Origin of the sequence: Jiangella endophytica (assembly GCF_003427025.1) — a bacterium.
Lineage (GTDB): Bacteria > Actinomycetota > Actinomycetes > Jiangellales > Jiangellaceae > Jiangella > Jiangella endophytica.
Genome location: NZ_QVAI01000002.1, coordinates 83,776 through 109,458 on the forward strand (window position 1 = coordinate 83,776; position 25,683 = coordinate 109,458).

22 protein-coding genes are annotated in these 25,683 nt (G+C 72.6%); 8 read left to right on the forward strand and 14 right to left on the reverse strand.

Annotated features, from left to right (window positions below; translation table 11 throughout):
- The first annotated feature begins 55 nt into the window (after positions 1-55).
- On the forward strand, positions 56-1,369 hold the full coding sequence (locus tag DZA62_RS04765) for a glycoside hydrolase domain-containing protein (RefSeq protein WP_116947659.1): 1,314 nt from the start codon (positions 56-58) through the stop codon (positions 1,367-1,369).
- Here DZA62_RS04765 and DZA62_RS04770 read toward each other — a convergent pair whose 3' ends face one another.
- Genes DZA62_RS04770 through DZA62_RS04790 form a run of 5 tightly spaced genes read right to left on the reverse strand, consistent with a single transcriptional unit; the run spans position 1,370 to position 4,957 of the window.
- A complete protein-coding gene (locus DZA62_RS04770; protein WP_116947660.1) occupies positions 1,370-2,986 on the reverse strand; it encodes a polyamine aminopropyltransferase in 1,617 nt (538 codons plus the stop codon).
- The gene (locus DZA62_RS04775; protein WP_116947661.1) at positions 2,983-3,441 is read right to left on the reverse strand and encodes a DUF350 domain-containing protein; all 459 of its coding nucleotides are present in this window, start codon (positions 3,439-3,441) and stop codon (positions 2,983-2,985) included. Before DZA62_RS04775 ends, DZA62_RS04770 begins: the two co-directional genes overlap by 4 nt.
- A gap of 19 nt (positions 3,442-3,460) precedes the next feature.
- Positions 3,461-3,874: a DUF4247 domain-containing protein gene (locus DZA62_RS04780; protein ID WP_157987480.1), complete on the reverse strand. Its 414-nt coding sequence runs from the start codon at positions 3,872-3,874 to the stop codon at positions 3,461-3,463.
- A complete protein-coding gene (locus DZA62_RS04785; protein WP_116947663.1) occupies positions 3,871-4,347 on the reverse strand; it encodes a DUF2617 family protein in 477 nt (158 codons plus the stop codon). The genes DZA62_RS04780 and DZA62_RS04785 overlap by 4 nt, the downstream gene beginning before the upstream one ends.
- A 1-nt stretch (position 4,348) precedes the next feature.
- Positions 4,349-4,957, reverse strand: a complete 609-nt coding sequence (locus DZA62_RS04790; RefSeq protein WP_116947664.1) for a DUF4178 domain-containing protein — start codon at positions 4,955-4,957, stop codon at positions 4,349-4,351.
- 140 nt (positions 4,958-5,097) lie between these two features.
- Between DZA62_RS04790 and DZA62_RS04795 the strand changes: the two genes are divergently transcribed.
- Entirely contained in the window at positions 5,098-5,280 is a 183-nt protein-coding gene (locus tag DZA62_RS04795) for a YegP family protein (RefSeq protein ID WP_116947665.1), read from the forward strand.
- Positions 5,281-5,351: 71 nt separating this feature from the next.
- Positions 5,352-5,729 carry a VOC family protein gene (locus DZA62_RS04800; protein WP_116947666.1) on the forward strand — a complete coding sequence of 126 codons (378 nt, stop codon included), beginning with the start codon at positions 5,352-5,354 and terminating at the stop codon, positions 5,727-5,729.
- Between the two features lie 4 nt (positions 5,730-5,733).
- Here the strand turns inward: DZA62_RS04800 and DZA62_RS04805 are convergent, their stop codons facing one another.
- The 5 genes from DZA62_RS04805 to DZA62_RS04830 form a co-directional block, all read right to left on the reverse strand.
- Entirely contained in the window at positions 5,734-7,980 is a 2,247-nt protein-coding gene (locus DZA62_RS04805) for an FtsX-like permease family protein (protein ID WP_116947667.1), read from the reverse strand.
- Positions 7,981-8,098: 118 nt separating this feature from the next.
- Positions 8,099-8,638 (reverse strand): GNAT family N-acetyltransferase, encoded by a 540-nt coding sequence (locus DZA62_RS04810; protein ID WP_198663430.1) that lies wholly within the window; start codon positions 8,636-8,638, stop codon positions 8,099-8,101.
- A 543-nt stretch (positions 8,639-9,181) separates the two neighbouring features.
- Positions 9,182-12,703, reverse strand: a complete 3,522-nt coding sequence (locus tag DZA62_RS04815; protein ID WP_157987481.1) for a hypothetical protein — start codon at positions 12,701-12,703, stop codon at positions 9,182-9,184.
- A gap of 301 nt (positions 12,704-13,004) precedes the next feature.
- A complete protein-coding gene (locus DZA62_RS04825) occupies positions 13,005-13,784 on the reverse strand; it encodes an META domain-containing protein (protein WP_116947671.1) in 780 nt (259 codons plus the stop codon).
- Position 13,785: 1 nt separating this feature from the next.
- Positions 13,786-14,280 carry an META domain-containing protein gene (locus DZA62_RS04830; RefSeq protein WP_157987482.1) on the reverse strand — a complete coding sequence of 165 codons (495 nt, stop codon included), beginning with the start codon at positions 14,278-14,280 and terminating at the stop codon, positions 13,786-13,788.
- Positions 14,281-14,388: 108 nt separating this feature from the next.
- Between DZA62_RS04830 and DZA62_RS04835 the strand changes: the two genes are divergently transcribed.
- From DZA62_RS04835 to DZA62_RS04845, 3 genes are all read left to right on the forward strand, one after another.
- Positions 14,389-16,248 carry an acyl-CoA dehydrogenase gene (locus DZA62_RS04835; protein WP_116947673.1) on the forward strand — a complete coding sequence of 620 codons (1,860 nt, stop codon included), beginning with the start codon at positions 14,389-14,391 and terminating at the stop codon, positions 16,246-16,248.
- 163 nt (positions 16,249-16,411) lie between these two features.
- Positions 16,412-18,007, forward strand: coding sequence for a malate synthase A (aceB, locus tag DZA62_RS04840; RefSeq protein ID WP_116947674.1), 1,596 nt, complete (start codon positions 16,412-16,414; stop codon positions 18,005-18,007).
- A 7-nt stretch (positions 18,008-18,014) separates the two neighbouring features.
- Entirely contained in the window at positions 18,015-18,611 is a 597-nt protein-coding gene (locus DZA62_RS04845; protein ID WP_116947675.1) for a hypothetical protein, read from the forward strand.
- Here the strand turns inward: DZA62_RS04845 and DZA62_RS04850 are convergent.
- Complete coding sequence (locus DZA62_RS04850) at positions 18,586-19,974, reverse strand: NAD-dependent malic enzyme (RefSeq protein ID WP_116947676.1); 1,389 nt, start codon at positions 19,972-19,974, stop codon at positions 18,586-18,588. The genes DZA62_RS04845 and DZA62_RS04850 overlap by 26 nt on opposite strands.
- Before the next feature lie 47 nt (positions 19,975-20,021).
- On the opposite strand from DZA62_RS04850, the gene DZA62_RS04855 reads away from it, so the two are divergent.
- A complete protein-coding gene (locus tag DZA62_RS04855) occupies positions 20,022-20,798 on the forward strand; it encodes an IclR family transcriptional regulator (RefSeq protein WP_232827259.1) in 777 nt (258 codons plus the stop codon).
- Between the two features lie 5 nt (positions 20,799-20,803).
- Here DZA62_RS04855 and DZA62_RS04860 read toward each other — a convergent pair whose 3' ends face one another.
- Genes DZA62_RS04860 through DZA62_RS04870 form a run of 3 tightly spaced genes read right to left on the reverse strand, consistent with a single transcriptional unit; the run spans position 20,804 to position 24,704 of the window.
- Positions 20,804-22,123, reverse strand: a complete 1,320-nt coding sequence (locus tag DZA62_RS04860) for a (Fe-S)-binding protein (protein WP_116947677.1) — start codon at positions 22,121-22,123, stop codon at positions 20,804-20,806.
- Positions 22,114-23,265 carry an FAD-binding oxidoreductase gene (locus tag DZA62_RS04865; RefSeq protein ID WP_116947678.1) on the reverse strand — a complete coding sequence of 384 codons (1,152 nt, stop codon included), beginning with the start codon at positions 23,263-23,265 and terminating at the stop codon, positions 22,114-22,116. Before DZA62_RS04865 ends, DZA62_RS04860 begins: the two co-directional genes overlap by 10 nt.
- A complete protein-coding gene (locus DZA62_RS04870) occupies positions 23,262-24,704 on the reverse strand; it encodes an FAD-binding oxidoreductase (protein WP_116947679.1) in 1,443 nt (480 codons plus the stop codon). The genes DZA62_RS04865 and DZA62_RS04870 overlap by 4 nt, the downstream gene beginning before the upstream one ends.
- A gap of 266 nt (positions 24,705-24,970) precedes the next feature.
- On the opposite strand from DZA62_RS04870, the gene DZA62_RS04875 reads away from it, so the two are divergent.
- Positions 24,971-25,657 carry a GntR family transcriptional regulator gene (locus DZA62_RS04875; protein WP_116947680.1) on the forward strand — a complete coding sequence of 229 codons (687 nt, stop codon included), beginning with the start codon at positions 24,971-24,973 and terminating at the stop codon, positions 25,655-25,657.
- The last annotated feature ends 26 nt before the right edge of the window (positions 25,658-25,683 follow it).

The window sequence follows — 25,683 nt, forward strand, 5'->3', positions numbered from 1 at the left end:
GTCCTCCCTGTTCACCGGCGGTTTCGAGGAGCACACTCAGTGCTGGGGGTCCATCATGCGTACTCTCGGTAGAGCGGCCGGATCGGCCATCGCGGCGGCGGCCCTGGTGGCCACGACCTTCAGCACGGCGGCGGCGCTGCCGGAGGATCCGGCCGCCTACCCGGCGGGCTCGTCGGCGACGTGGGGCACCGGGCGCGGCTTCGACACCTGCACGGCGCCGTCGCTGGCGGCGCTGTCGGCGTGGCGGGCGTCGCAGTACCGGACGGTCAACATCTACTTCGGCGGGGTGAACCGGGGCTGCGCCCAGCCCAACCTCACCGCGGCCTGGGTGCGGAGCGCCGCGGCGGCCAGCTGGCGCATCCTGCCGACGTACTTCGGGCGGCAGCCGTACTGCATGCTCGGCAACAAGCCGCACCGGTACACGTCGGCCACGTCGAGCACGTACGGCGCGCAGGACGCCCAGGACGCGATCGCCCAGGCGCGGGCGCTGGGCCTGCTGCCGGGCAGCGCGCTGTACGCCGACGTCGAGCACTACGACCGGACGAACGCCGACTGCGTCCTGGCGGTACGCCGCTACGTCTCCAACTGGACGGTGACGCTGCACCGGGCCGGCTACCTCGCCGGTGTCTACGTGCACCAGGACTCCGGGCTGCGCGACCTGTCGGCGTCGTACCTGTCCACGTCCTGGGCCCGGCCCGACGCCGTCTGGATGGCGCGGTGGGACGGCAATCCGGCCCTCACCGGCTGGCCCACGGCGCCCAACTCCCAATGGGCCGGTCGGCAGCGGGCGAAGCAGTACCTCGGCGACCACACCGAGACCTGGGGCGGTGTCGCCATCAACATCGACAGCGACTCCCTGAACGCGCCGGTCGCGACGGTCGCGCTCTCCTACCGCGTCACCAGCTCGGTGCCGCTGTCCGCCCGCACCGGCCCGTCGACGGCGTACCCGCTGGTCCGCGGGTGGGCGCCGGGAAGCACGCTGTCGGTCGTCTGCCAGGGCGCCGGCCAGGCGGTCGGCTCGACGGCGGTCTGGAACCGGCTGACCGACGGGTCGTGGGTCACCGACTACTACGTCTCCACGCCGTCGAACACCACCTACTCCAGCCCGCTGCCGAAGTGCACGTACCCGGGGCCGGTCACCAGCACCACGCCGCTGGCCGCCCGCACCGGGCCGGGCACCTCCTACCCCGCCGCCGGCGCCGCGCTGCCGCGTGGGGCGCTGGCGTGGGTGATGTGCCAGCGGGCAGGCTCGCTGGTGGGCACGAGCCGGGTGTGGAACCGGCTCGACGACGGCCGCTGGGTCAGCGACTACTACGTGGGCAACCGCTCGGCGACCACCTGGAGCGCGCCGATCCCACGCTGCCCGTGATCAGTACGTCTGCCACTCCTCGCGGACGTACTCCAGCACGACCGGATCGAGCAGCGTCGACACCTCGGCGTCGGTGACCACGCGGTCCGGCGGGAACGCCGTCGCCGCGCGCAGCACGTCCTCGGACAGGTAGCGCAGCGGCGGCGCGCCGCCGGGCAGCGCCAGCGGCGGGCCGCTCGCCGTTCCCGGAGTGGCCAGCAGGAAGCCCCAGTCGCCGAAGCTCGGCACCGACGCGAGGTACGGGGTGACGCCGAAGCCGGCCGCGGTGACGGTCGCCCGGATGCTCGCGTGCGACCGCGGGGCGAAGTACGGCGATCCGGCCTGGACGACCATCCGCCCGTCCTCGGCGACGAGGTCGCGCACCATGCCGTAGAACTCCAGCGAGTACAGCTTGGACGTGGCCGTGGAGTCGGGGTCGGGCATGTCCACGACCACGACGTCGTACGGCTCGGCGCCCGCCTCGCGGTGCTCCCGGACCCAGCCGAACGCGTCGGCGGCGAACGCCTCGACGCGTTCGTCGGCGAACGCGTCGAGGTTGAGCGCGCGCACGCCGTCGTCCGTCCGGGCCAGCTCCAGCACGGCGGGGTCCAGCTCGACCAGGGTGACCGCCGCGACGTCCGGGTAGCGCAGGATCTCGCGCAACGCCAGGCCGTCGCCGCCGCCCAGCACCAGCACCCGCTCGCGCGACCCGGCCATCGCCGGGTGCACCAGCGACTCGTGGTAGCGGTATTCGTCGGGCGAGGCGAACTGCAGGTCGCCGTTGAGGAACAGCCGCAGGTCGTCGGCGCCGGAGAGCCGCCGCCGCTCGGTGAGCACGATCTCCTGGTACTCCGACCGCTCGGCGTGCACGATCGGATCGCGGAACAGCCGCTGCCGTGCGTCGACCTCGATGTCGTCGGCCCGCACCAGCAGCACGGTCAGCACGACACCCACCGCCGCCACCAACGCCACGATGACGCTCCAGCCGCGCCGCGACACCGTGCGCCGGAACAGCCAGGCCACGACGACGGTGCCCGCGACGAGGTTCAGGACGCCCGCCGCGATCGTCCCGCGGACCAGCCCGAAGGTCGGCAGCAGCAGGAAGGGGAAGGCCAGCCCGCCGAGCAGCGCCCCCAGATAGTCCGCGGCGAACATGTCCGCGACGGCGCTGCCGGCGTCCTGGGCGCGGATCCGCTGCAGCATCGTCATCAGCAGCGGGATCTCCGCCCCGATGAGCACGCCGATGAACGTCGCGAGCACGATCATCAGCGGCGTGTAGAGGTCGGTGACCGCGAACGCCCTGTACAGCAGCAACACGGCGGACCCGCCGGTCAGCGCCAGCAGCGACTCCACCACGACGAACGCCACCGCCGGCCACCGCTGCAACGGCTTGGCCAGCAGCGACCCGATGCCCATCGCGAACACCATGACGGACACGACGATGGACGCCTGGACCACGGTGTCGCCGATGAGATAGCTGCCCAGCGCGATCAGGGCGAGCTCGTAGACCAGACCGCAGGCGGCACAGACCAGCGCGGCGGCCAGGATGACGGCGCGCGCCGGCCGGGAGAAGCCGCCGGCCGGCGTCTCCCGGGGCGGCGTCGTGGTCGTGGACGTGGCCGGGCTCCCGGCGCTCAGACGATGGCGAGGGCGACGATGCCGGACACGACGATGCGCAGCACGCCCAGCACCCAGCTGGCCGGATGCGGCGTCTCGTGCACGAGGTCGTGCCGCACGCGGCCCGGGATCAGCAGGTCGACCAGCAGGAACACCACCGCGCTGATCACCAGCCCGATCAGGCTGTAGACGACGGTCGTCAGCAGGCCGTCGGCGAGCGCGTCGGAGCTGGCGTAGATGGCTGCCACCACGATCAGCCCCTGGGCGAGGAAGCCGGTCGACACGAGGACGGCGGCGTTGTGGTTGCGCTCGACCCAGATGAGGTCGCGCAGCTTGCCCGGCGTCAGCAGGTCGATCAGCACGAAGCCGAGCAGCAACATCGCCAGACCCACGCCGCAGTAGGCCAGCACGGCGCCGGCCTCCTCGACCAGCTCGCCGGCGTCGACCTCGCCATCGGCGCCCAGGGTGGTCAGCATGGGGTGTCCCTTCCCGTCGTCACTTGCCGAATCCGGACCCGCCGCCGGAGAAGCCGCTGCGGTAGCCGCCGCCGAACAGCCCCCACACCGGAACGATCACCGGCCCCCAGCGGTCGTAGCCGTCGCGGACGTCGGTGACCTCGATGTCCGAGCCACCGGCCGGCCCGGGAGCGATGTGCACCATGGTCTCCTCGTAGCCGAGGTAACGGTCCGAGCCCTCGCTGTGGTCGCGTCCGGCCTCGGCGGCGGACTCGATGGTCGCGGCGACGCTCAGCACGTCGTCGTCGCTGCGGTACGCGGCGTAGTCACCACTGTCGGCGACCAGCTCGTAGCGGTCGGCGATGGTGGAGCGGACGTCTTCGTCGGCGCTGCCGCAAGCGCTCAGCGTCAGCGCGGCGGCAACCAGAGCGGCCGGCAGGGCACGACGCGTCACCGGGTCAGCTCCGTCCGGGTGGTCACCAGTTGGCCGGCGCCGGGGTAGGCGTGCCAGGTGGACCAGCCCACCGCGCCGGCGTCGAGCCGGTCGGCCCGCAGCGCGGTGACGGCGTCGGGGTCGGACGGGAACGCGGCGACCACGGCGCCCGGCACTGCGGCGAGCCGGCGCAGCTCACCGACCCGGGCGCGCAGCACCGTCGCCGGCAGCTCCTCGACGGAGGCGCGGAAACGGTAGGTCCAGCCGCCGACCTCGCGGCGAACGGCGCCGGGCAGCCGGGCCGGCTCGCCCGGCAGGCAGGCCACCGTCTCGACGACGCCGTCCAGCACCACCTGGTGCGAGGCGCCCAGCACGCGCAGCTCGAGCGGTCCGGCGGCGGTCAGCGCGAGCGCCGGCACGACCGGGTGGTCCAGCGTCCAGACGAGATCGGCCGCGCGCGTGTCGACGTAAGGCACGTCCAGGGTGGCGAGCACGTCAGCGCTGGACCGGGTCGCTGCCGGGATAGACGGTGAGCGTGCCCGCCGGGACACGCTCGCCGACGGCGACCTCCCATTCCCCGCCCTCGAACCGCTCGAAGGACAGGTAGCGCCCGCGGGGACCCTCGAAGTCGACGTACTCGACCTGCCCGGCCGAGCCCAGGCCGGTGGTGCCCTCGGACGTGAACCGTGCGGTGCCGTGCTCGTCGCGCCGGTACTCGACGCCGTCGTGGGTGAGCGAGGCGGCGCTGGGGCGCAGCGCGGAGTTCTTCAGCCGGACCCACCGGACCACCTCGAGGTCGGGGTCCTCCTCGACCGAGAGCCAGCTGCGGCTGCCCGCGACATCGTCGAGGAAGTGCTCGCTCCACTGGTAGCCGCCCTCGCGCAGCCGCAGCGAGCCGCGGACGAACAGGCGGTCGCCGAGCAGCTCGACCATGTCGCCGGCGCGCAGCGTGCGCGGATCGCCGAAGGTGCTCTCGCCCGGGTCGAACGGGTCGCGCGGCGGTGGCGCCGCGGCGGGGCGCTGCCGGGACCGCAGTGCCCGGACCACCGCCACGGCCACGAACACGATCGCGATGACGGCCACGACGGTCAGCACGGTCCTCACGAGCAGCGAGCCTACATTGCACTGATCCGCCCCCGGCGACGGTGTCCGCGCCAAGACACCGCCCGATTCGGGCGCCGGACGTCCGGCCCTGGCTCTACGCTGCTGCTGCTACGCGTTCGTCGTCACAGGAGGGTTGACCCATGGCAGGGAAGTTCGAGCTCTACAAGGACAAGTCCGACCAGTACCGCTTCCGACTCAAGGCCGGCAACGGCGAGGTCATCGCCGTGGGCGAGGCGTACTCCAGCAAGAGCGGCGCCCTGAACGGCATCGACTCCATCAAGCGCAACGCCGCCGAAGCGGAGATCGACGACCAGACCGACTGACGTCCGTCCGTCGGCAGAGCCCCGGCCCGCCCCGTGCGGACCGGGGCTCCGATCGTCTAGCGTCGATGCGCATGGCAGCCCTCCGCGAGATCGTCGTCGACTGCGAGCACGCGCCGAGCGTGGCCCGGTTCTGGGCCGCCGTGCTCGACGACTACGACGTCCTTCCCTACGACGACGCCGAGATCGCGCGGCTGGCGGCACTCGGCCTCACCCCGGAGACCGACCCGACGGTGGCCGTCGGCGGGCCCGGCCCGACGCTGTTCTTCCAGCAGGTGCCTGAGCGCAAGACGGTGAAGAATCGCGTGCACCTCGAGGTCGAGGCTGCGGACCGGCAGGCCGAGGTGCACCGCCTGATCGCTCTCGGGGCAAGCGTGCACAGCGTCCACGAGCGGTGGACCACGTTGCTCGACCCCGAGGGCAACGAGTTCTGCGTCGCCGATCTCGGCTGACGCTCTAGTCCGCCGTGGTCGCCGCCTGGGCGGCCCGCTGCCGCAGCGCCTGCCAGGCCGGCAGCAGGGTCGCGGTCAGCGTGAGCCCCAGCGCGACCGCCACCACGCTCAGGTAGATCAGCGGCGAGCCCGACGGCGTCAGCTGATCGGCCCGCGCGAGGCTGAACGGGACCAGCGTCGCGGCCGACGCGAGCGTGCCGAGCGCGATGCCGATGGCCGCCACCAGCACGCCCTCGGCGCCGACCATCCGCAGCACCTGCGCGCGGGTGGCGCCGGTCAGCCGCTGCAGCCCGAACTCGCGCCGCCGCGCGCCGGTGCTGGCCGACAGCACGTTGATCACCGAGATCGCGGCGTACGCGACGATCATGATGACGATGGTGTAGTTGGCGAAGGCGAGGGTGCGTTGCCGGTCGCCGTACTCGTCGAACAGCGCCGCACGGTCGGCGACGGCCAGTCCGGGCGTCGCCGCGGCCAGCTCGCGCAACTCGGCGACGACCGCGTCCGCGGCGCCGTCGTCCGCGGCCACCAGGATCTCGTGCACCCCGCCGGTGGTCGTGTGCGGCGCCAGCAGGTCCACCGGCAGCAGCAGCGTGTCGTAGTCGTCGGCGGCGTCGAACGTCGCGGCCACCCGCACCGTCGCCGCCGCGCCGTCGCCCAGCCGCAGCGTCAGCTCGTCGCCGACGCCCACCCCGAGCGATCGCGCGTGGTCCGCGGCGAGCGCGACGGTGTCGCCGGTCAGGTCGGTGAGCGCGCCGTCGGCCGTCGCGACCGGGGCGGTCGCGGCCGCGCCGGCGGCGGTGACGCCCTGCAGCGTCCAGCCCTCGTCGCTCTGCGTGTCATCGTGCGGAGACTCGACGAAGCCGGTGCTGCGGGCCAGCTCCGAGGCGCCGGCGACGCCGGGCAGACCGGCGATCTGCTCGGTCAGCTCCGGGCCGGCGGGCGCGGACGACGTCACGACGGCGTCGGCGACCAATCCGTCGGCGAACGTGTCGCGGTTGACCGCCTCCTCGGTCGCCTGCAGGTAGAGCGTGCCGGTGGCGATGCCGGTGAGCATGATGATCGGGGTGACGACGGCGGCCGTGCGGGCCGTGCGGCCGCGTGCGTTGAGCACCGCCAGATGCCCGGACACCCCGGCCACTGCCCGGACCGGCCACTGCAGCACCGCGGTCAGCGCGCGGGTGAGGACCGGGCTCAGCAGTGCCAGGCCGATGGCCCAGAGGAACACCGCGGGTCCGGCCGTGCTGGACGTGAGCGGGCCGCTCATCACCGTCACCGTCACGACGCCCAGCGCGATGCCACCGCTCAGTGCCAGCAGGCCGAACAGCCAGCGCCACGCGCTCATCGTCCGGGTCTGCAGGTCGGCCTCGGTCAGCGCCTGGATGGGCCTGACGGCGGCGGCCCGGCGGCCCGCGATCAGCGCGCCGCCGATCGCCGCGATCAGCGCCGCACCGACCGCCGTCACCACCGGGATCCAGCCCTGCCGGAACTCCACCCCGTCCGGCACGATGCCCGCGCCGGTCATCCGCTCGAACAGGAACCGGCCCAGATAGTGGCCCGGGACCAGCGCGATCGCCGTCGTGAGGACCGCCAGCAGCAGCGTCTCGCCGAGCACCATGCGTCGCAGCTGGCCGGGAGTGCCGCCGACCGCGCGCAACAGCGCGAGCTCGCGGCCGCGCTGCTGGATGGACAGTGCCAGCATCGAGGCGACGCCGAACATCGAGACCATGATCGCCCAGCCGCCGAACACTCCCGCGAGCGAGATGAGGTCCTCGCTGCTGGCCCGCGCCTCGGGCAGCTCGGCAAGGCCGCGGTCGTCCCCGGTGAGCGTCGTGGTGGCGGTGCCGTCCAGCGCTGCGTCGACGCGCTCGCGCAGCTCGCCCGCGCCGACGCCCGGATCGGCGGTCACCGCGATCGCGTCGACCGTGCCGGCCGGCGCCGGCGCGTCCAGCACGCGCCCCTCGGCCGTGGCCACGCCGTCGACGGCGGCCACCGTCGCGACCAGCTCGTCGTCGACGCGCACCCGCTCGGGCAGGACGGCCGCCTCGTCGGTGCCGGGGATGTCGTAGCGCTGCTCCCCCGCGACGACGACGTCGGCGCCGGCCAGCTGCCGCGGCGGCACCGCCGTGCGGATGCCGGTCTCCATCAGGCCGCCGCAGGCCATGACCATGGCGGTGCCGAGCACCATCGCCACGAACGCCGCCGCGAACGCGCCCTTGCGATATCGCAGGGTCCGTACCGCCAGACCGAACATCGAAAGCTCCCGAGGACGTCGCCGCGCCGGGTGCGCGACCTCGGGATCGACGCTACGGAGCCGGCCGGGCCGGACCCATGGCGCTGACCGGCCGCTTCATCGGGGGGACAGCCCCACCTCAGGCCCTCAGCCAGTCGGCCCGGAGCAGGCCCATGAGGATGGCGTCGACCCGCTCGCCCTGCCAGAGCAGCGCACCACGCACCCGGCCCTCGACGACGAACCCGCACTTCTCGTAGGAGCGCTGGGCCCGCGGGTTGAACGCGTAGACCTCGAGGCCGACCCGGTGGACGCCGACCGCCTCGAACAGGTGGCGCAGCATCAGCTCCATGGCCTCGGGGCCGAGCCCGCGGCCGCGGTACGTCGCGACGAGGTCGATGCGGAAGCCGGCGGTCTCGTTGTCCTCGTCGACCTCGTTGACGGCCAGCCCGCCGGCGTACTCGCCCGACGCGGCGTCCTCGATGGCCCAGTCGAGACGGTCGTCCTGGGCGGCGCGGCTGGCGCAGAACGCGTCGATGGCCGCGCGGGTGAACGTCTGGTGGGTGCCGGTGAGCCGGGCCGACTCGGGCTCCTGCAACGACTCGAACACCGCCTCGGCGTGCTCGGGCCCGAGCGGGACCAGCCGGATGCGCTCGCCGGTCAGCGTGGGCGTGGTGGCCACGGCTGCTACGTTGATCACGGGCTCTGTCTACCGGCCGGGCCGACCGGCGGCAACGGGTTTTGGCCAGGCCCCGAAAAGGCGAAGGCCCCTCGGAGTAAGGGTCCGAGGGGCCTTCTCAGACGACCGGAACCATCGCGACCGGATGTACCGGCCTGATGCTCGCCACCTCCGATGACGGCGGCTCGAACGGCGAAGCTCACGGTTGCCCGCGGGGTACTCCGCTGCCCTTCCGGTCTGCCGTCCGGCTCCGTCAGCCACCCCGCCCATCGGTGTGCGGTCCGCCGGGTTGCCCCGACGTGGCGAACTGCCGTTCTCCGTCCGGCCCGCCTTCGACTTCCTTCGGCGTCTTTGACCAGGTCACCCCGGCTTTCCGGCTCCGAACTCGTCGATGACGATGGAGCATTTCTAGTCCCGTCGCCTAGGCCGCACAAGGGGGTTCGGCGAACAATTCCGGGCTGGACCGTCACCCACAAGCCTGTCCACAAGAGGCTGAGCGTGTGCCGCAGGTTACCCACAGCCCTGTGCACAGAATTTGTGGACAACTCACCGCCGGTTCAGCACCCGGGTGACGGCGGCGACGACGGTCGTGGCGAGCACCGCGCCGCTGAAGACGAGCCCGTAGGCCACGATGAGGTCGGTTCCGCGCGGGTCCCAGGCGGCGTCCTGGCCCAGGCTCAGGATCGGGATCAGCAGGTCGAGCGTGTAGCCGAACGGGTTGAACGTCGGGTGGACGTTCACCTCGACCGGGTCCAGCTCCTTGTTCCAGAAGTACGCCGTCCCGAACACCAGCAGGCCGAGGAACCAGATGGCCGCGAGGCCCGGCCGGTAGCCGAAGCCGACCGTGACGTCCTGCAGGTACCCCCAGCCCTTCATCAGCAGCTGACCGAACGACGACGTGCGCAGCAGGTCGCGGCGGTGCCGGAGCCGGGCCAGCAGGACGGTGCGCGCGGCGGCGTCGTCGCCGGAGCGGCGGTAGTGGTTGGCCAGCTGCTCGTACACCTGGTGCTGGTAACCGGTCGGGTCGCGGCGCAGCCAGGCGAGCGCAGTGTCGACGTCGGCGTCGCCGGGGTCGTCGAAGGTCAGGCCGGAGAGCATGACCATGGACGTGTCGGTGGGGTCCATGACCAGGGTCCGGACCTCGGAGTCGCGCAGGTCGACGGCGATCTCGCCGGCCGGCAGTTCGACGGTGCCGGCCTGCAGCTCGGAGAGGTCGATCAGCGCCCGCCGGCCGCGCTCCGCCGTGGAGCCGACGCTCAGGTCGTTCATGAGGATCCGCCGAGCGACCACGGACTCGTGCAGCGAGACCAGCGGGCGCACCTGCTCGGTCCCGGCCGCGCGGGAGTCCGCGGCGTGCTCCTGGCTGATGGTCACCTGCTCGCAGGAGAGCTCGCCGATGTGCGCGCGGTCGAGTCGCACCTCGCCGACGATGATCAGCGGGCCGTTGCCGGTGGAGCGTCGCGAGCCCAGCTCGACCGCCCCGGACACCCGCAGGTTGGGCGCGAACACCGCGGTGCCGCCCGGGTTCGTCAGAGTCGTGCGGCCCCGGACCAGCAGCCGGCCGGCCAGCGCCGCCTCGGCCAGCGAGAACTGCCCGGTCAGCGTGACGTCGCGGCATTCCAGGTTGCCCTCGACCTTGAGCCCGGAGGCCGCGACGATCTCGCGGACGGGGACCCGCCCGTCGTCCCGCTCGCCGATCTCACCGTGGACCGCCGTCATCGTGACGCTGAAGCCGACCTCGGCCCGGCGCAGCGCGACGCCGCCGGTCAGTTGCAGGTCGCGGACGAGCACCGAGCCGCCGGCCGCGACCTGGGCGGCGTCGACGGCGAACCGGCCCGGGTGGTGGTAGCGGCCGCCGTCGACGACGAGGTCGCCACCCACCCGGGACCGCGCGACGATGACGGCGCCGTCGACGTCGAGGCCGGTCAGCCGGAACACGCCGCAGGTGACGTCGGGCAGCAGCAGCGCCGTCTGCCCGGGCGCGGCGAACCGTGCGTGCCGCAGGCTCAGCCCCGCGGAGAACGCCGATCCGGTGAGCCGCAGCGCGCCGTTGAACACACCGCCGTCGACGAGGAACTCGTCGGACGTCGTCTGGATCGCGCTGAACACGATCGAGCCGTCGGTCGAGCCGACCCCGCGCCCGGCCAGGGTCGAGCCGCTGAGCACGAACCGGCGGCGTACGTGCGCCTGGTCGAACGAGACGGTGCCCTCGATCTCGGCCCGCTCGAGCGAGACCTTGCCGCCCACCTGCATCCCGGTGCAGTCCAGCGCCCGGTGGTCGGGCCTGCGCAGCACGGCGCCGTCGAGCACGAGGTCGCCGCCGACCTTGCCGTCGCGCATGACCATGCCGCCGTCGGCCCAGAACCCGCCGAGGTCGGACGAGTACGGGTCGTTGCCGACGACGAGGTCGCCACGGACCTCGATGCGCGGCGCGATGAGCGCGTTGCCGTCGGGGTTGTACAACTGCGCGCCGGTCAGCACGACGCTGTCGGCGACCGCCGCCGTGAGCCGGACGGCGCCGTCGCAGACCATGCCGCGAGCGGTGAACCGGCCGTCGACCCGCAGCCCGATGGCGTCGACGCCCATGCCGGAGGCCTCGATGTACGCGCCCCGCAACAGCACGTCGCTGCGGACCCGGGCCTGGAACAGCCGCAGCTGCCCCTGCACCCGGACGCCGTCCATCGCCAGGCTCTTGCCGAGGTCGGCGTGGGCGAGGTCGACGTCGCCGCGGCAGCGGAATCGCCGCCCGAGCACCATCCGCTCGCCGATCACGGCCCGCGAGGCGGCCAGCGCGCGGTAGCCGCCGTCGAGGTTCGCGCCGGTGAGGAAGACCGCCGCGCCGACCCGGATGCCCTTGATGTTCAGCCCGCCCTTGGCGGTCAGCCGCTCGAGGTTGAGGTCGCGTCGGACCGTCGCCGACTGCAGGCTCACCGCCCAGGAGTCGTCCGGGTTGGTGACCCGGGTCCCGACCAGCCGGACCGACGTCGCCTCCATCTCGTCCAGCATCACCCGGCCGACCAGCCGGGCGCGGTCGGCCACCAGCGAGCCGACCGCGGCGCCGATGCCGACCATGGCGTACCCGCCGGGGTTGCTGATCTCGATGCCGCGCAGCGCGAGCGTGTCGCGGACGACGGCGCGCGGGATCAGCAGGCGGCCGATGATGCGGGTGCCGTTCTCCGCCTCCAGGCGGTCGGCCTCGATGTCGCTGGCCACCAGCGCGTCGCCGCCCGGGTTGGCCAGCACCGCGGCGTCGAACACCACGCCGCCGGCCACCGTCGCGTGGCCGAGGTCGATGGTGCCGCTGCAGCGCAGGCCCTGGCCCTGCACCCCGCCCGCGATCAGCCGGCGGGCGTCGAGCGCGACGCCGTGGCGGTTGCGCAGCACGGCGTCGGTGAGGTCGACCTTCCCGGCCACGGTGGCGCCGGACAGCACGATCGGGCCTCGGACGCGAGCGCCGACCAGGCCCAGCCCGCCGTCGACGCGCAGCCGCTCGGCGTTGACGGCCTCGCCGGACGCCGCGAACAGCCGCGCCCGGGTGAGCAGCAGATCGCCGCCGACGCTGAGATTGCGGGCGTGGAACAGCGTCGAGTGGCCCAGGAACCGGCTGTCCTCGAACGACACCGACCGGTGCACGTGGGTGTCGACCATGCTCACCGAGCCGACCAGGCACTCGCGCACGGCGAGCGCGTTCTGCACGTCGACCGACGCCGTGCGCAGATCAGGCACCCGGCAGCGGACCAGCTCGACGCCGGCCGCCGTCAGCTCCGCGAGCGCGAGGATGTCGTCGATCCAGCACATGTCGAGCCGCAGCGGCCGGTCCAGCCGCCCGTCGCGCAACTGCAGGCCTCCGGTGATGCGGGCGCCGGTGAGCCGGACGGCCGCGCCGGGCACGCCGTCAGCGTCGCGCAGCAACTCGTCGACGATGCGGGCGCGGACGGTGCGCGACTCGTCCCACGCGTCGGCGGACTCGACGGAGCGAGGATCGATGTCGCGCCCGAGGTCGGCCTCGCCGCCGCGGGCCACGGCCGACCGCAGCGCCGACTCGGCACGGCTGAGCCTGTCGCGCACTCTGCCTCCTGGTCCGGCCGATCTCATCCCCGCCGTTCTCGGTGATCAATGTAACGGCTACGGCAAAGCGGTTGTATAGGGACGGACCAACTCGAACGGATCCCGGCGATGCACCGTGTCGTTACGCGGTGTTCATCGGGCGATGCGATAAGAATCGGGAAGACCCCTCGGGGTAAGGGTCCGAGGGGTCTTCCACCTGCAACGACACGGGAACGGACGGGGCGATACGCGGCGCGACCCACAGGTTGTGGATCAGTTGTGGAAAGCCCCGCCGAAACGTGACAAACGACGACGCGGACTGTCAATCGGCCGACACCGCCTGAAGGCCGTGCCCGCTGGGCGCCTCCAGCGCGAGCCGGTCACCGGTGATGGAGAACCGGACCGGGCCCGCGAGTACCGCCAGCACCGCCCCCTCGACCTGACGTACCGCGTCGTCGTCGCAGGCCGCGAGGGTGACGGCGGGACCGGCGACGGTGAACGTGTCGCCCTCGACGGTGACGGTGCCGGTCAGTTCGTTGCAGCCGGTGAAGGCGGTCAGGACGTCGCCGTCGATGCGCAGGTATGCCGTGACGCCGGCCGGCACACTCGAGGCCACCTCGCCGTCGGAGAGCCCGTCGACGTCCCAGCGCCGGCCGGTCAGCCCGACCGGAGGATCCAGCACGTCGCGGTCGGTCAGCGACACCACCCGCTCGCCCGCGGTGAGCACGAGGAGGTCGCCGTCGAGCTCCCAGGACGGCTCGGCGGACAGCAGGCCGGTGACCCACTCGTCGGAGGCCATGGCGTCGGACTCGCAGCCCATGGCCGTCATCGCGAGGTCGGCGGCGACGATGCGGCCGCGGGCCAGCTCGACCGGGCCGTTGGTGCTGTTGCAACCCGCCGCGGCCAGCAGCCGGCCGTCGTCGGTGAAGGTCAGCGTCAGCGGCCCGCCGCCGGGGATGCCGGCATCGCCGGTGGAGACGAAGGTGCGGCCGGTCAGCTCGGCGCCGGCGTCGTCGCCGGCCGCGCCTGCGGCGGCGTCACCGCAGGCGGCCAGGACCAGCAGGACGCCCAGCAGGCCGAAGCCACCCGCTGGGCGTCGCATGTCAGAGGTCGGTGGACGGGGCGTCGGACGCCATCATCGTCAGCGACTCGCCGTCGGCGTTGGTGATCGTCAGGCTGTCGCCCGTCACCGCGACCGTCACCTCGCCCCGGAGCACCGCCAGCATCGAGCTGTCGATCTGGCCGAGGTCGCCGGAGCAGCCGCGGCGGGTGGAGATGAGCGGCTGGAAGGTGATGCCGGCGTCGCTCACCTCGGCCGAGCCACTGAAGCCGTTGCAGCCGGTGGAGCCGGTGACGTCGCCGTTCTCGTCGATCTCGAAGTAGGCCTCGGGGTCGGACGGGCCAGCGACCGTCGCGCCGGCGGCCTGCAGCTCCTCGAGCACCCACCGGCTGCCCACGATCGGCACAGCCGGCTCGGTGGACCCGTCGGACCCGGAGTCGCCAGGGACGGCGGTGGTGTCGTCGCCGCTGTCGTTGCCGCCGCAAGCCGCCAGCAGGGCGATGCCGGCCACCGCGGCGAAGGTTCCTAGTCGTCGCATATCCATGGGACGGCCGCGGGGCCTTCGGCGTTCCTGGGTTGCGCGAAGTTACCGACAAGTAGCACCATGGGGTTACCGGCTGGTAGCAACGCGCTGACGGAGGATGCGATGAGCCACTACAGGTCCAACCTGCGCGACATCGAGTTCGCGCTGTTCGACGTGTTCGGCAGCGACGCGCAGTTGGGCAGCGGGCGCTACGAGGAGTTCGACACCGACACGGTGCGCAGCATCCTCGCCGAGGTCGACCGCATGAGCCGCGAGGACCTCGCCGCCTCGTACGCCGAGTCCGACCGCACGCCGCCCGTCTACGATCCCGCGGCCCGCACCGTCACCGTCCCCGAGGCGTTCAGGAAGAGCTTCGACACGCTGATGGACTCCGAGCTGTGGCGCTTCGCACTTCCCGAGGGCCTGGGCGGCACGCCGCTGCCGCCGTCGGTGTTCTGGGGCGCCGCCGAACTGATCCTCGGCGCCAACGCCGCCGCCTGGATGTACGCCTCGGGCCCGTCGTTCGCCAGCATCATCTGGCGCAACGGCACCAAGGCGCAGAAGCGCATCGCCGAGATCATGATCGACCGCCGCTGGGCGGCCACCATGGTGCTCACCGAGCCCGACGCCGGTTCCGACGTCGGCGCCGGCACCACCAAGGCCCACCCCCAGGCCGACGGCAGCTGGCACATCGAGGGCGTGAAGCGGTTCATCACGTCCGGCGAGCACGACATGAGCGAGAACATCGTCCACCTCGTGCTGGCCCGTCCGGTCGGCGTCGAGGGCGCCGGCGGCCCGGGCACCAAGGGGCTGTCGCTGTTCATCGTGCCGAAGGTCCGGTTCGACCCCGAGACCGGCGACCTCGGCGAGCGCAACGGCGTCTACGCCACCAACGTCGAGAAGAAGATGGGCCTCAAGGTCTCGACCACCTGCGAACTCACGTTCGGCGACGACGAGCCGGCGGTCGGCTGGCTGCTCGGCGACGTCCACGACGGCATCGCGCAGATGTTCCAGGTCATCGAGTACGCCCGCATGATGGTCGGCACGAAGGCCATCGCCACGCTGTCCTCGGGCTACCTCAACGCCCTCGACTACGCCAAGGAGCGGGTCCAGGGCGCCGACCTCACGCGGGCCACCGACAAGACCGCGCCCCGGGTTCCCATCACCCACCACCCCGACGTCCGCCGCTCGCTGATGACGCAGAAGGCGCACGCCGAGGGCATGCGGGCGCTCGTCCTCTACACCGCCACCATGCAGGACGCCGTCGCGGCCGCGACGGCGCGCGGCGAGACCGACGAGAACGCCGAGCGCATCAACGACCTGCTGCTGCCGATCGTCAAGGGCTACGGGTCCGAGCGGTCCTGGGTGCTGCTGGGCTCGGAGTCGCTGCAGACCTTCGGCGGCTCGGGCTTCCTGCAGGACTACCCGCTCGAGCAGTACGTCCGCGACGCCAAGATCGACACCCTGTACGAAGGCACCACCGCCATCCAGGGCCAGGATTTCTTCTTTCGCAAGATCGTCCGCGACAACGGCCAGGCCATCGGCTGGCTGTCGCAGCAGATCCAGCAGACCGTCGACGACGAGCTGGGCGGCGGCCGGCTGAAGGTCGAGCGCGAGCTGCTGGCCAAGGCGCTCCAGGACGTCCAGGGCATCCTCGGCACGATGGTCGGCTTCCTGATGTCGGCCGACGAGCGCACCGAGGGCGGCGACGTCCGCAACGTCTACAAGGTCGGCCAGAACACCACCCGGCTGCTGCTGGGCGCCGGCGACCTCGTCGTCGCCTGGTTGCTGCTCCGCCAGGCCGCCGTGGCCCTGACCAAGCTCGACGGCGACGTCTCGGCCACCGACCAGGCGTTCTACGAGGGAAAGCTGGCGGCCGCGCAGTTCTTCGCCCGGCAGGTGCTGCCGCGGCTGGCGGCCGAGCGGGCCGTCGCCGAGGCCACCGACAACGCGCTGATGGACCTCGACGAGGCCGCCTTCTGACCCGTCGCCCACGCGGCTGACCGCCGCCCCCGCACGTCGGCCCTCGGACCGTACCACCCACGGTCCGGGGGCCGTCGCCTGTCTTGACTGGGTCTTCGCGCCGCCGATATTCTGATATGCAGATAGCAACTTCCGGATTGCGGAATTTTTTGAGGAGCAGGCGATGGCGGGTATCGAGGTCACCGGTCCGATGCACGAACGGTTCGACGAGGTGCTGACCCCGGCCGCGCTCGCGCTCATCGAACGACTGCACCGCGAGCTCAACCCGCGCCGGCTCGAGCTGCTGCGCCGTCGCGCCGAGCGGACCGCCGCCGTCGCCGCCGGCGCCGAGCTCGACTTCCTCACCGAGACCAAGGACGTCCGCGAGGACGACACCTGGCGCGTGGCGCCGCCGGCGCCGGGCCTCGAGGACCGCCGGGTCGAGATCACCGGGCCCACCGACCGCAAGATGACCATCAACGCGCTCAACTCCGGCGCCAAGGTGTGGCTGGCCGACCAGGAGGACGCCAACACGCCGCTCTGGGAGAACGTCGTCCAGGGGCAGCTCAACCTGAGCGACGCCATCGACGGCACCATCGAGTTCACCAATCCCGACGGCAAGCACTACGCGCTGCGCACCGACCAGCCGCTGGCCACCATCGTCGTCCGGCCACGCGGCTGGCACCTGCCCGAGAAGCACATCACCGTCGACGGCGAACCGACCTCGGGCGGACTGGTCGACTTCGCGCTGTACCTCGCCACCAGCGGGCAGAAGCAGCTCGACCGCGGCCAGGGGCCCTACTTCTACCTGCCGAAGATGGAGAGCCACCTCGAGGCGCGGCTGTGGAACGACGCGTTCGTCATCGGCCAGGACGCGCTCGGCATCCCGCGCGGCACCATCCGCGCCACCGTCCTCATCGAGACCTACCCCGCGGCGTTCGAGATGGAGGAGATCCTCTACGAGCTGCGCGAGCACTCCGCCGGCCTCAACGCCGGGCGCTGGGACTACATGTTCAGCGTCATCAAGAACTACCGCACCCGCGGCTCCGACTGGGTGCTGCCCGACCGCAACTCCGTCACCATGACCGTCCCGTTCATGCGCGCCTACACCGAGCTGCTGGTGCGCACCTGCCACAAGCGCGGCGCGCATGCCATCGGCGGCATGGCGGCGTTCATCCCCAGCCGCGACCCGGTGGTCAACGAGGCGGCGTTCGCCAAGGTCCAGGACGACAAGACGCGCGAGGCCGGCGACGGCTTCGACGGCTCCTGGGTGGCGCACCCCGGCATGGTCGAGGTCTGCCGCGAGGCGTTCACCGCCGTCCTCGGCGACCGGCCGAACCAGATCGACCGCACCCGCGACGACGTCCACGTCACGGCCGCCCAGCTGCTCGACGTCGTGTCGACACCGGGTGAGGTCACCGAGGCGGGACTGCGCAGCAACATCTCCGTCGGCATCCAGTACCTCGCCGCCTGGCTGGGCGGACTCGGCGCGGTCGGCATCAACAACCTCATGGAGGACGCCGCCACGGCCGAGATCAGCCGCAGCCAGGTCTGGCAGTGGCTGCACAACGGTGTGGAGCTCTCCGACGGCCAGCGGGTCACCCGCGAGCTGGTCGAGCGCCTCATCGACGAGGAGTGCGCATCCATCGAGCAGCGCGTCGGCGCCGACGCCTTCGGCGGCGGGCACTGGGCCGAGGCCAGGGCCACCTTCACCGACCTCTCCCTCGCCGACGACTACACCGACTTCCTCACCCTGCCCGCCTACGAGCGGATGCCATGATCGGGGCATGAGTGACGAGCCTGCTCACGAGGTGACGAACGAGCTCCTCGAGCTCAGCGACGAGGAACTCGGCCGCACGATACGCGAGGCGATACTCGACTCCGGCCGCGACCACTGGCCCGATACCGACGAGCACGGCGTCCCCTACCCGCGGCTGCGCCTGGACGACCCGCCGGCGACGACCGACGACCCGCTGCTGACCGTGGGGTACACCCTGCTGGCCCACCTGCCGGACGGCTGGGAGTACGCGCTGCTCACCGTGTCGGCCGCGGCGGACGAGGTGCGGACCAACGTGACGGTCCGCCTGCCCGGCGGCGACGCCCGGAGCCGGATCCTGCTCTACCTCCCGGACGTCGCCGCGGCCTGCACGGCGCTACGCCGCGCGAGCTACGTGCCGGACGGACGGGGCGCCTGGTACGGCGCCATCGTCCGTCTCGACAGCGACGGCCGCCTCGCCACGAAGTACGACTTCGACAGCCCGCCGTTCCTGCAGTGGGGGCCGGGCGAGGTGGAGCTCCTCCGGCGAGATTACGAGCTCTACCCGCGCGATCCCGAGCACCTGCCGCCCTGGCACGCCGTCAACCGGCCTGGGCCGCCTGCTTGACGGCGGCGGCGACGGCCGGCGCGACCTCGGGGTCGAACACCGACGGCACGATGTAGCTGGCGTTCACCTGCTCCGGGCCGACGGCGTCGGCGATGGCCTGGGCAGCGGCGAGCATGACGGCGTCGGTGATCTCGTGGGCGCCGGCGTCGAGCATGCCGCGGAAGAAGCCGGGGAAGGCCAGCACGTTGTTGATCTGGTTCGGGAAGTCGGACCGGCCGGTCGCGACGACGGCGGCGTGCTCGCGCGCCGCGATCGGGTCGACCTCGGGGTCGGGGTTGGCCAGCGCGAACACGATCGCGTCGGACGCCATCGTCGCGATGTCCTCGCCGGTGAGCAGGTTCGGGCCCGAGACGCCGATGAACACGTCGGCGCCGGCCAGCACCTCGCGCAGCGAGCCGGCGGCGGCGCGCGGGTTGGTGTTCTGCGCGATCCAGCGGCGGAACTCGTCGCGGCCCTCGCCGTTGTCGGGGTGGACGGCGCCGCGGCGGTCGCAGGCGACGATGTCGGTGACGCCCTGGGCGTGCAGCAGCCGGATGATCGCGTGCCCGGCCGCTCCGACACCGCTGACGACCACGCGGACCTGGTCCAGCGGCTTCCCGACCACGCGCAGCGCGTTGTAGAGCGCCGCGAGCACGACGATGGCGGTGCCGTGCTGGTCGTCGTGGAAGACGGGGATGTCGAGCAGTTCGCGCAGCCGAGCCTCGATCTCGAAGCATCGCGGCGCCGCGATGTCCTCGAGGTTGATGCCGCCGTACACCGGCGCCAAGGCTCGGACGATCGAGACGATCTCGTCGGTGTCCTGGGTGTCGAGGCAGACCGGCCAGGCGTCCACGCCGGCGAACTGCTTGAACAGCGCGGCCTTGCCCTCCATGACGGGGAGGGCGGCGGCCGGGCCGATGTTGCCGAGTCCGAGCACGGCCGACCCGTCGGTGACGACGGCGACGGTGTTGCGCTTGATGGTGAGCCGCCGGGCGTCCTCGGGGTTCTCGGCGATCGCCAGGCACACCCGGGCGACGCCGGGGGTGTAGGCGCGGGAGAGGTCGTCGCGGTGCTTGAGCGGCACCTTCGGGTTGACCTCCAGTTTGCCGCCGAGGTGGATGAGGAACGTCCGGTCGCTCACCTTCCGGACGGTGACGCCGTCGACCTGCGTCAGCGCCTTGGTGATCGACTCGCCGTGGTCGGAGTCGACGGCGTCGCAGGTGACGTCGACGACCAGGCGGTCGGCGAAGGACTCGACGACGTCGAGGGCGGTCAGCGCACCCCCGGCCGCGCTGACGGCGGCGGCCAGGCCGCTGGTGGCCGTCGACGAGGACGGCGCCTCGACGCGGACCGTGATCGCGTATCCCGGGCTGGGCGTTGCCATGCGGTACCTCTCCAAAATTCTGTATTGCGGACGTTAGTATCTGCTGTGTGGAAACCGAGTCGTCGCGAGCTCGCTCGGGTGGCGTGCAGTCGGTCGAGCGTGCGTTCGGCCTGCTCGAAACCATGGCCGACCACGGCGGCAGCATGGGGTTGTCCCAGCTGGCCACGGCCTCGCACCTGCCACTGCCGACCATCCACCGCATCGTCCGTACCCTCGTCGACCTCGGCTACCTGCGTCAGGAGCCGTCGCGACGCTACGCCCTCGGACCGCGCCTGATCAGGCTCGGCGAGAGCTCTTCGACCATGCTCAGCACGTGGGCACGGCCGCAGCTCACTCACCTGGTCGACGAGCTGGGCGAGTCGGCGAACCTCGCGATGCTCGACGGTGACCAGATCGTATACGTGGCTCAGGTGCCGTCGCGCCATTCCATGCGGATGTTCACCGAGGTCGGCCGTCGGGTCTGGGCTCACTGCACCGCCGTCGGCAAGGCCGTGCTGGCCACGCTGCCGGAGACGACGGTGCGCGACATGCTGCAGCGCACCGGCATGCCGATGCAGACCGAGCACACGATCACCGACCCGGCGGAGTTCGGCCGCGAGCTCACGCTCACCGCGGACCGCGGCTACGCCATCGACGAGGGCGAGCAGGAGATCGGCGTCCGCTGCGTCGCGGTGGCCGTGCCGGACGCGCCGTCGAGGCTCGGGCTGTCCATCTCCGGGCCGTCGTCGCGGGTCACCGACGACCTCGTCGCCCGCGCCGTCCCGCTGCTGACCCGGGCTGCACGCGACCTCTCCGAGGAGCTGAGCGGGCAGACCCGAGCCTGACGGCGTCATCGCCGCGCCTTCTCCAGCGGCACGCCGCGGATGGACGCGTCGAGGATCTCGATCGGGTGCACGAGCGGGATGTCGGCGGTGAGGAAGCGGCGTACTTGGAGCAGGCAGCCGGCGTTCGCGGTGGCGATGACGTCGGGCGCGGCGGACTCGATGTTGGCCGCCTTGCGCCGGCCCAGTTCCTCGGCGGTGGCGGGTTGGACCAGGTTGTAGATGCCGGCCGATCCGCAGCAGATGTCGGCCTCGGGGATGTCGGTGACCTCGATGCCGGGGACGGCACGCAGCAGGTCGCGCGGCTGGGTCCGGATCCGCTGCGCGTTCGCCAGGTGACAGGCGTCGTGGTAAGCGACCTTGGCCTGGACGGGGTGCCGGGGCGCCCGCGGTTCCAGTTCGGCGAGCAGCTCGTTGACGTCGCGGACGGACGCGGCGAACCGGGCGGCCCGGTCGGCGTAGGCGGGGTCGTCGGCGAGCAGCCGGTCGTACTCCTTCATCGACGAGCCGCAGCCGGCGACGTTGACCACGACGACGTCCGCCTCGGCCTGCTCGAACGTGTCGATCAGCCGGCGGGCGCGGGCCGCGGCGTCGTCCTCCAGGCCGGCGTGCAGGTTCAGCGCGCCGCAACAGCGCTGGCCCTGCGGCACGACGACCTCGCAGCCCTCGGCCGCCAGGACGCGTGCCGTCGCGGCGTTGACGTCACCGAAGAGCACCCGCTGCGCGCAGCCCTCGAGCATGGCCACGCGCAGCCGCCGCTCCCCCGCCGCCGGCACGAGCGGCGCCGGCCGCCGGAACAACGACCGCACCGGCACCGGCGGCAGCAGGTCCTCGGCGGCGCGCAGCTCGGCCGGCAGCCGGGCCACGATGCCGAGCCGGTGCGCCAGCGCCCGCAGCCCCAGCCGCCGGTACAGCACCCCGAACAGCGCGGCGGCCCGCATCCGCGCCGGGTACGGGAACACCGCGAAGATCGCCCGGCGCACCAGCCGCTCGCGCCGGGTGCGCGGGACGTGCCGCTCCAGCTGCGGCCGGGTCGCCTCCAGCAGCAGGTCGTACTGCACACCGGACGGGCAGGCCGTGACGCAGGCCAGACACCCCAGGCAGGAGTCGATGTGCCCGGCGATGGTGCGGTCCAGCGGGATCTCGCCGCGCTCGGCCAGGTCCATCAGGTAGATCCGTCCGCGCGGCGAGTCCATCTCCTCACCGTCGACCGCGTACGTCGGGCAGCTGGGCAGGCAGAACCCGCAGTGCACGCAGTCGTCCAGCAGCTCGCGCCGCGGCGGGTGGTGCGCGTCGAACGAGCCGGAACCGCCTGGAGTCAGAACCATGGTGCGAACCTCCCGCTGCCGAGGCGATCGTCGGGGTCGAACGCGCGCTTGACCGCGCGCAGCACGGCGACCGCGGGCGGCGGCTCGCCCCACGCCGGCAGCTCGTCGTGCAGGCCGTCGGCCCAGCGGCACACGGTGGTCGCCGGGAATTCGGTGCGCAACGCGATCACGACGGCGGCGTGCGCGGCCGCGGTCGCGCCGCGCAGGCGCACGGTGTGCGCGCCGGCGAACGGGCTGCTGGTCAACGCCGCGTCGACGGCGTGCGCCCGCGCCTCACGGTCGACCAGCGCGGCCAACGACGGGGCGCGGTCCGGCGCCGCGCCGAGACGGACGACGGTGTCGCCGTCGGCGCCGCGGACCAGGTCGGCGACGGCGGACCAGCGCGCGCCCGCGCGATGGTCGTCACCGGGCAGCCACTCGGCGCCCGCTCCGGCGAGCGCCATCGCGCGGCGGCCCCGGTCCTCCACGCCACCTGCGGTGCCGTCGAACCGGGCCAGCAGTGTGCCGTCGCACCACTCGACCGCGACCGGCTCCAGCGAGCCGTGCACCAGCCGGCCGCCGAGGTCGAACGCCGCGGCCGCGTCGCACGGCACCGCCAGCGTCGCCGTCGCCGCCGGACGCGGGTGCAGCCGGAGCACCACCTCGGCCAGCACACCGAGCGTGCCGAGCGACCCGTGGAACACCTTCGCCAGGTCGTACCCGGCGACGTTCTTGATGACATGCCCACCGGACCGCGCCACCGTGCCGTCGGCCAGCACCACCGTCACCCCGATGACACAGTCGCGCGACGTGCCGAACGCGTGCCGCACCGGGCCGGCGTCGGCCGTGGCGACCAGCCCGCCGACGGTGCCCGCGCGGGCCGGGTCGAGCGCCACCCACTGGCCGTTCCCGGCCAGCGTCTCCTGCAACGCCGCGAACGGCATCCCGGCCTGCACGGCCACCGTCATGTCCGTCGGGTTGTAGGCGATCAGGCCGCTCATCGCGGTGGTGTCGAGGACGGCGTCATACCGCGGCGCGCCGCCCCACGCGGCGGCGCTGCCACCGCCGGCGATGGCCAGCCGCTCGCCCGCCCGGGCACTGTCGACCAGGGCGTCGCGCAACTCCGCCAATGCGGCCGGCCGGTAGGTCGTCACGGTGCTCATAGCCGCTCGATCACCCCGGCCTCCTCCAGCGGGTGCGGCCTGTACGGCCCGGGCCGCTCACCGCACAGCCGCGGCGTCGGGAAGACCTTGCCCGGATTGCACAGGCCGTCCGGGTCGAACGCCGTGCGCAGCCGGAGCATCGTCGCGAGGTCGTCCTCGCCGAACATCCGGGGCATCGAGCAGGCCTTGTCGGCGCCGATGCCGTGCTCGCCGGAGAGCGACCCGCCGAGCTCGACGCACAGCTCCGCGATCTGGGTCGACAACCGCTCGGCGCGGTCGTGCTGGCCCTCGGCCTCGCTGTAGAGCACCAGCGGGTGCAGGTTGCCGTCACCGGCGTGGAAGACGTTCGCGACCCGGACGCCGGCGTCGTCGGCCATCGCGGCGATGCGGCCGAGCACCTCGGCCAGCCGGCCGCGCGGCACGACGCCGTCCTGCACGAAGTAGTTGGGGCTGATCCGCCCGACCGCCGCGAACGCGGCCTTGCGGCCCTTCCAGATCAGCGCTCGGTGGTCGGCGTCCCTGGCCAGCATGATCTTCGTGCTGCCGTGCTGGCGGCAGATCTCCTGCACCTCGTCGAACTGCTCGGCGACGTCGTCGGGCGGGCCGTCCAGCTCGACCACCAGCGCCGCGACGGTGTCGGGGGTGTAGACGCTCTCGGTGGACGCGGCGACCGCCTGGATGGCGAGGTTGTCGAGCATCTCGACCGCCGCCGGCACGATGCCCGCCGCGATGATGCCGGTGACCGCGTCGCCCGCGCCGGCCACCGTCGCGAAGTCGGCCACCATTGTGCGGACCGCGGCCGGCTTGGCCAGCAGCCGCACGGTGACCTTCGTGACGATGCCCAGCGTGCCCTCGGAGCCGATGAACGCACCGAGCAGGTCGTAGCCGGGCACCTGCGCGGAGTCGCCGCCCAGCGTGGTGACGGTGCCGTCGGCGAGCACCACCTCGGCGGCCAGCACGTGGTTGACGGTGAAGCCGTACTTCAGGCAGTGGGCGCCGCCGGAGTTCTCCGCGACGTTGCCGCCGATGGTGCAGACCTGCTGGCTGGACGGGTCCGGGGCGTAGTAGAGCCCGTAGGGCGCTGCCGCCTTGCTGATGTCGAGGTTGGTGACGCCCGGCTCGACGACGGCGCGCAGGTTGACCGGATCGACCTCGACGACACGGCGCAGCCGCTGCAGCGAGATGACGATGCCGTCGGCCACCGGGAGCGCACCGCCGGACAACCCCGTCCCGGCGCCACGGGCGACGAACGGGACCCCGTGCCCGGCGCACACGCGGACGGCCGCGGCCACCTGCTCGGCGGAACGTGGCAGCACCACCATGGCGGGCTGAACGCGGTAGCCGGTGAGGCCGTCGCACTCGTACGTCCGCAACCGCGCCGGGTCGGTGATGACGTTCTCGCGGCCCAGCGCCTCGGCCAGCTCCGCAGACCAGCTCATATTCCACGATCCGGAACAGAACACGTCACCATACGGATACCTTAGGACCGCAGGGTGGGGCGGTCAACCGCCTCCGGCGGGGCGCGGTTCCGCCCTCACCGAGGTTCGCGGCACAACCTATAGGATCAATGACAGGTTTCCTTCGTGTTGCCTTGCGGTAAAGCCGCTGCAACCACAGCTGATCTGCGTTGTTGTCGGCCCTCGACACTCTGAGTCGAGCGGACGATCAGATAGGATCTCGCTGTTCGCGCGGAGGGAGTTGCATCGTGTCCACGGGCGCCGTGATCACCGGCATCGCCGGCCTCGCACCGCTGAATCGCATGCAACGCGCCGGACGCACCGCGCCGCACGTACGCGACCTGTTGGAAGAGGCCATCCTTCAGGGGGTGCTGCTACCCGGCGCGCACCTCAACGCCGACGGCCTGGCCAAGCAGCTCGGCATCAGCCACATCCCGGTCCGCGAAGCGCTGCGCGCCCTCGGCGTCGACGGCTGGATCGAGTTCCGGCCGCACCAGGGCGCGTTCGTCCGCGGCCGCAGCGAGCAGGAGCTGGCCGACCTCTTCGAGAGCCGCACCTTCCTCGAGGCGCATGCGGCGGCGCTGGCGGCCGAGCGGCGCACCGGCGAGCAGCTGGCCATCCTCGACGACGTCCTCGCCCGGCAGCGGCACTCCACCGACCCGATCGAGCTGGCCCGCATCAATGCGGAGTTCCACAGCGCCATGGCCGACTGCTCGCAGAACAACCTCATGGCCGGGTTCGTGCGCACGCTGAGCATGCGGGCGCGGTTCTACTTCTCCACGGTCCCGCCGCAGCGGCAGGACACCTCACGGCGGCAGCACGAGGCGTTGGTCGACGCGATCCGGCGGCGCGACAGCGCGGCGGCCGGCCAGCTGGCCCGCGAACACGTCGCCGCCACCCGGCGCGACGTGCGCGCGGAGCTGCTCGCCCCCTGACCCCGGCGGAGTTGATCACGTTCAGC

What these genes read in the sequence shown, in the direction of transcription:
- DZA62_RS04765 (WP_116947659.1), top strand. Translation starts at nt 56, where the DNA reads ATGCGTACTCTCGGTAGAGCGGCCGGATCGGCCATCGCGGCGGCGGCC.
- DZA62_RS04775 (WP_116947661.1), bottom strand. Translation starts at nt 3,441, where the DNA reads ATGCTGACCACCCTGGGCGCCGATGGCGAGGTCGACGCCGGCGAGCTG.
- DZA62_RS04795 (WP_116947665.1), top strand. Translation starts at nt 5,098, where the DNA reads ATGGCAGGGAAGTTCGAGCTCTACAAGGACAAGTCCGACCAGTACCGC.
- DZA62_RS04800 (WP_116947666.1), top strand. Translation starts at nt 5,352, where the DNA reads ATGGCAGCCCTCCGCGAGATCGTCGTCGACTGCGAGCACGCGCCGAGC.
- DZA62_RS04805 (WP_116947667.1), bottom strand. Translation starts at nt 7,980, where the DNA reads ATGTTCGGTCTGGCGGTACGGACCCTGCGATATCGCAAGGGCGCGTTC.
- DZA62_RS04825 (WP_116947671.1), bottom strand. Translation starts at nt 13,784, where the DNA reads ATGCGACGCCCAGCGGGTGGCTTCGGCCTGCTGGGCGTCCTGCTGGTC.
- DZA62_RS04830 (WP_157987482.1), bottom strand. Translation starts at nt 14,280, where the DNA reads ATGCGACGACTAGGAACCTTCGCCGCGGTGGCCGGCATCGCCCTGCTG.
- DZA62_RS04835 (WP_116947673.1), top strand. Translation starts at nt 14,389, where the DNA reads ATGAGCCACTACAGGTCCAACCTGCGCGACATCGAGTTCGCGCTGTTC.
- aceB (WP_116947674.1), top strand. Translation starts at nt 16,412, where the DNA reads ATGGCGGGTATCGAGGTCACCGGTCCGATGCACGAACGGTTCGACGAG.
- DZA62_RS04845 (WP_116947675.1), top strand. Translation starts at nt 18,015, where the DNA reads ATGAGTGACGAGCCTGCTCACGAGGTGACGAACGAGCTCCTCGAGCTC.
- DZA62_RS04850 (WP_116947676.1), bottom strand. Translation starts at nt 19,974, where the DNA reads ATGGCAACGCCCAGCCCGGGATACGCGATCACGGTCCGCGTCGAGGCG.
- DZA62_RS04860 (WP_116947677.1), bottom strand. Translation starts at nt 22,123, where the DNA reads ATGGTTCTGACTCCAGGCGGTTCCGGCTCGTTCGACGCGCACCACCCG.
- DZA62_RS04865 (WP_116947678.1), bottom strand. Translation starts at nt 23,265, where the DNA reads ATGAGCACCGTGACGACCTACCGGCCGGCCGCATTGGCGGAGTTGCGC.
- DZA62_RS04870 (WP_116947679.1), bottom strand. Translation starts at nt 24,704, where the DNA reads ATGAGCTGGTCTGCGGAGCTGGCCGAGGCGCTGGGCCGCGAGAACGTC.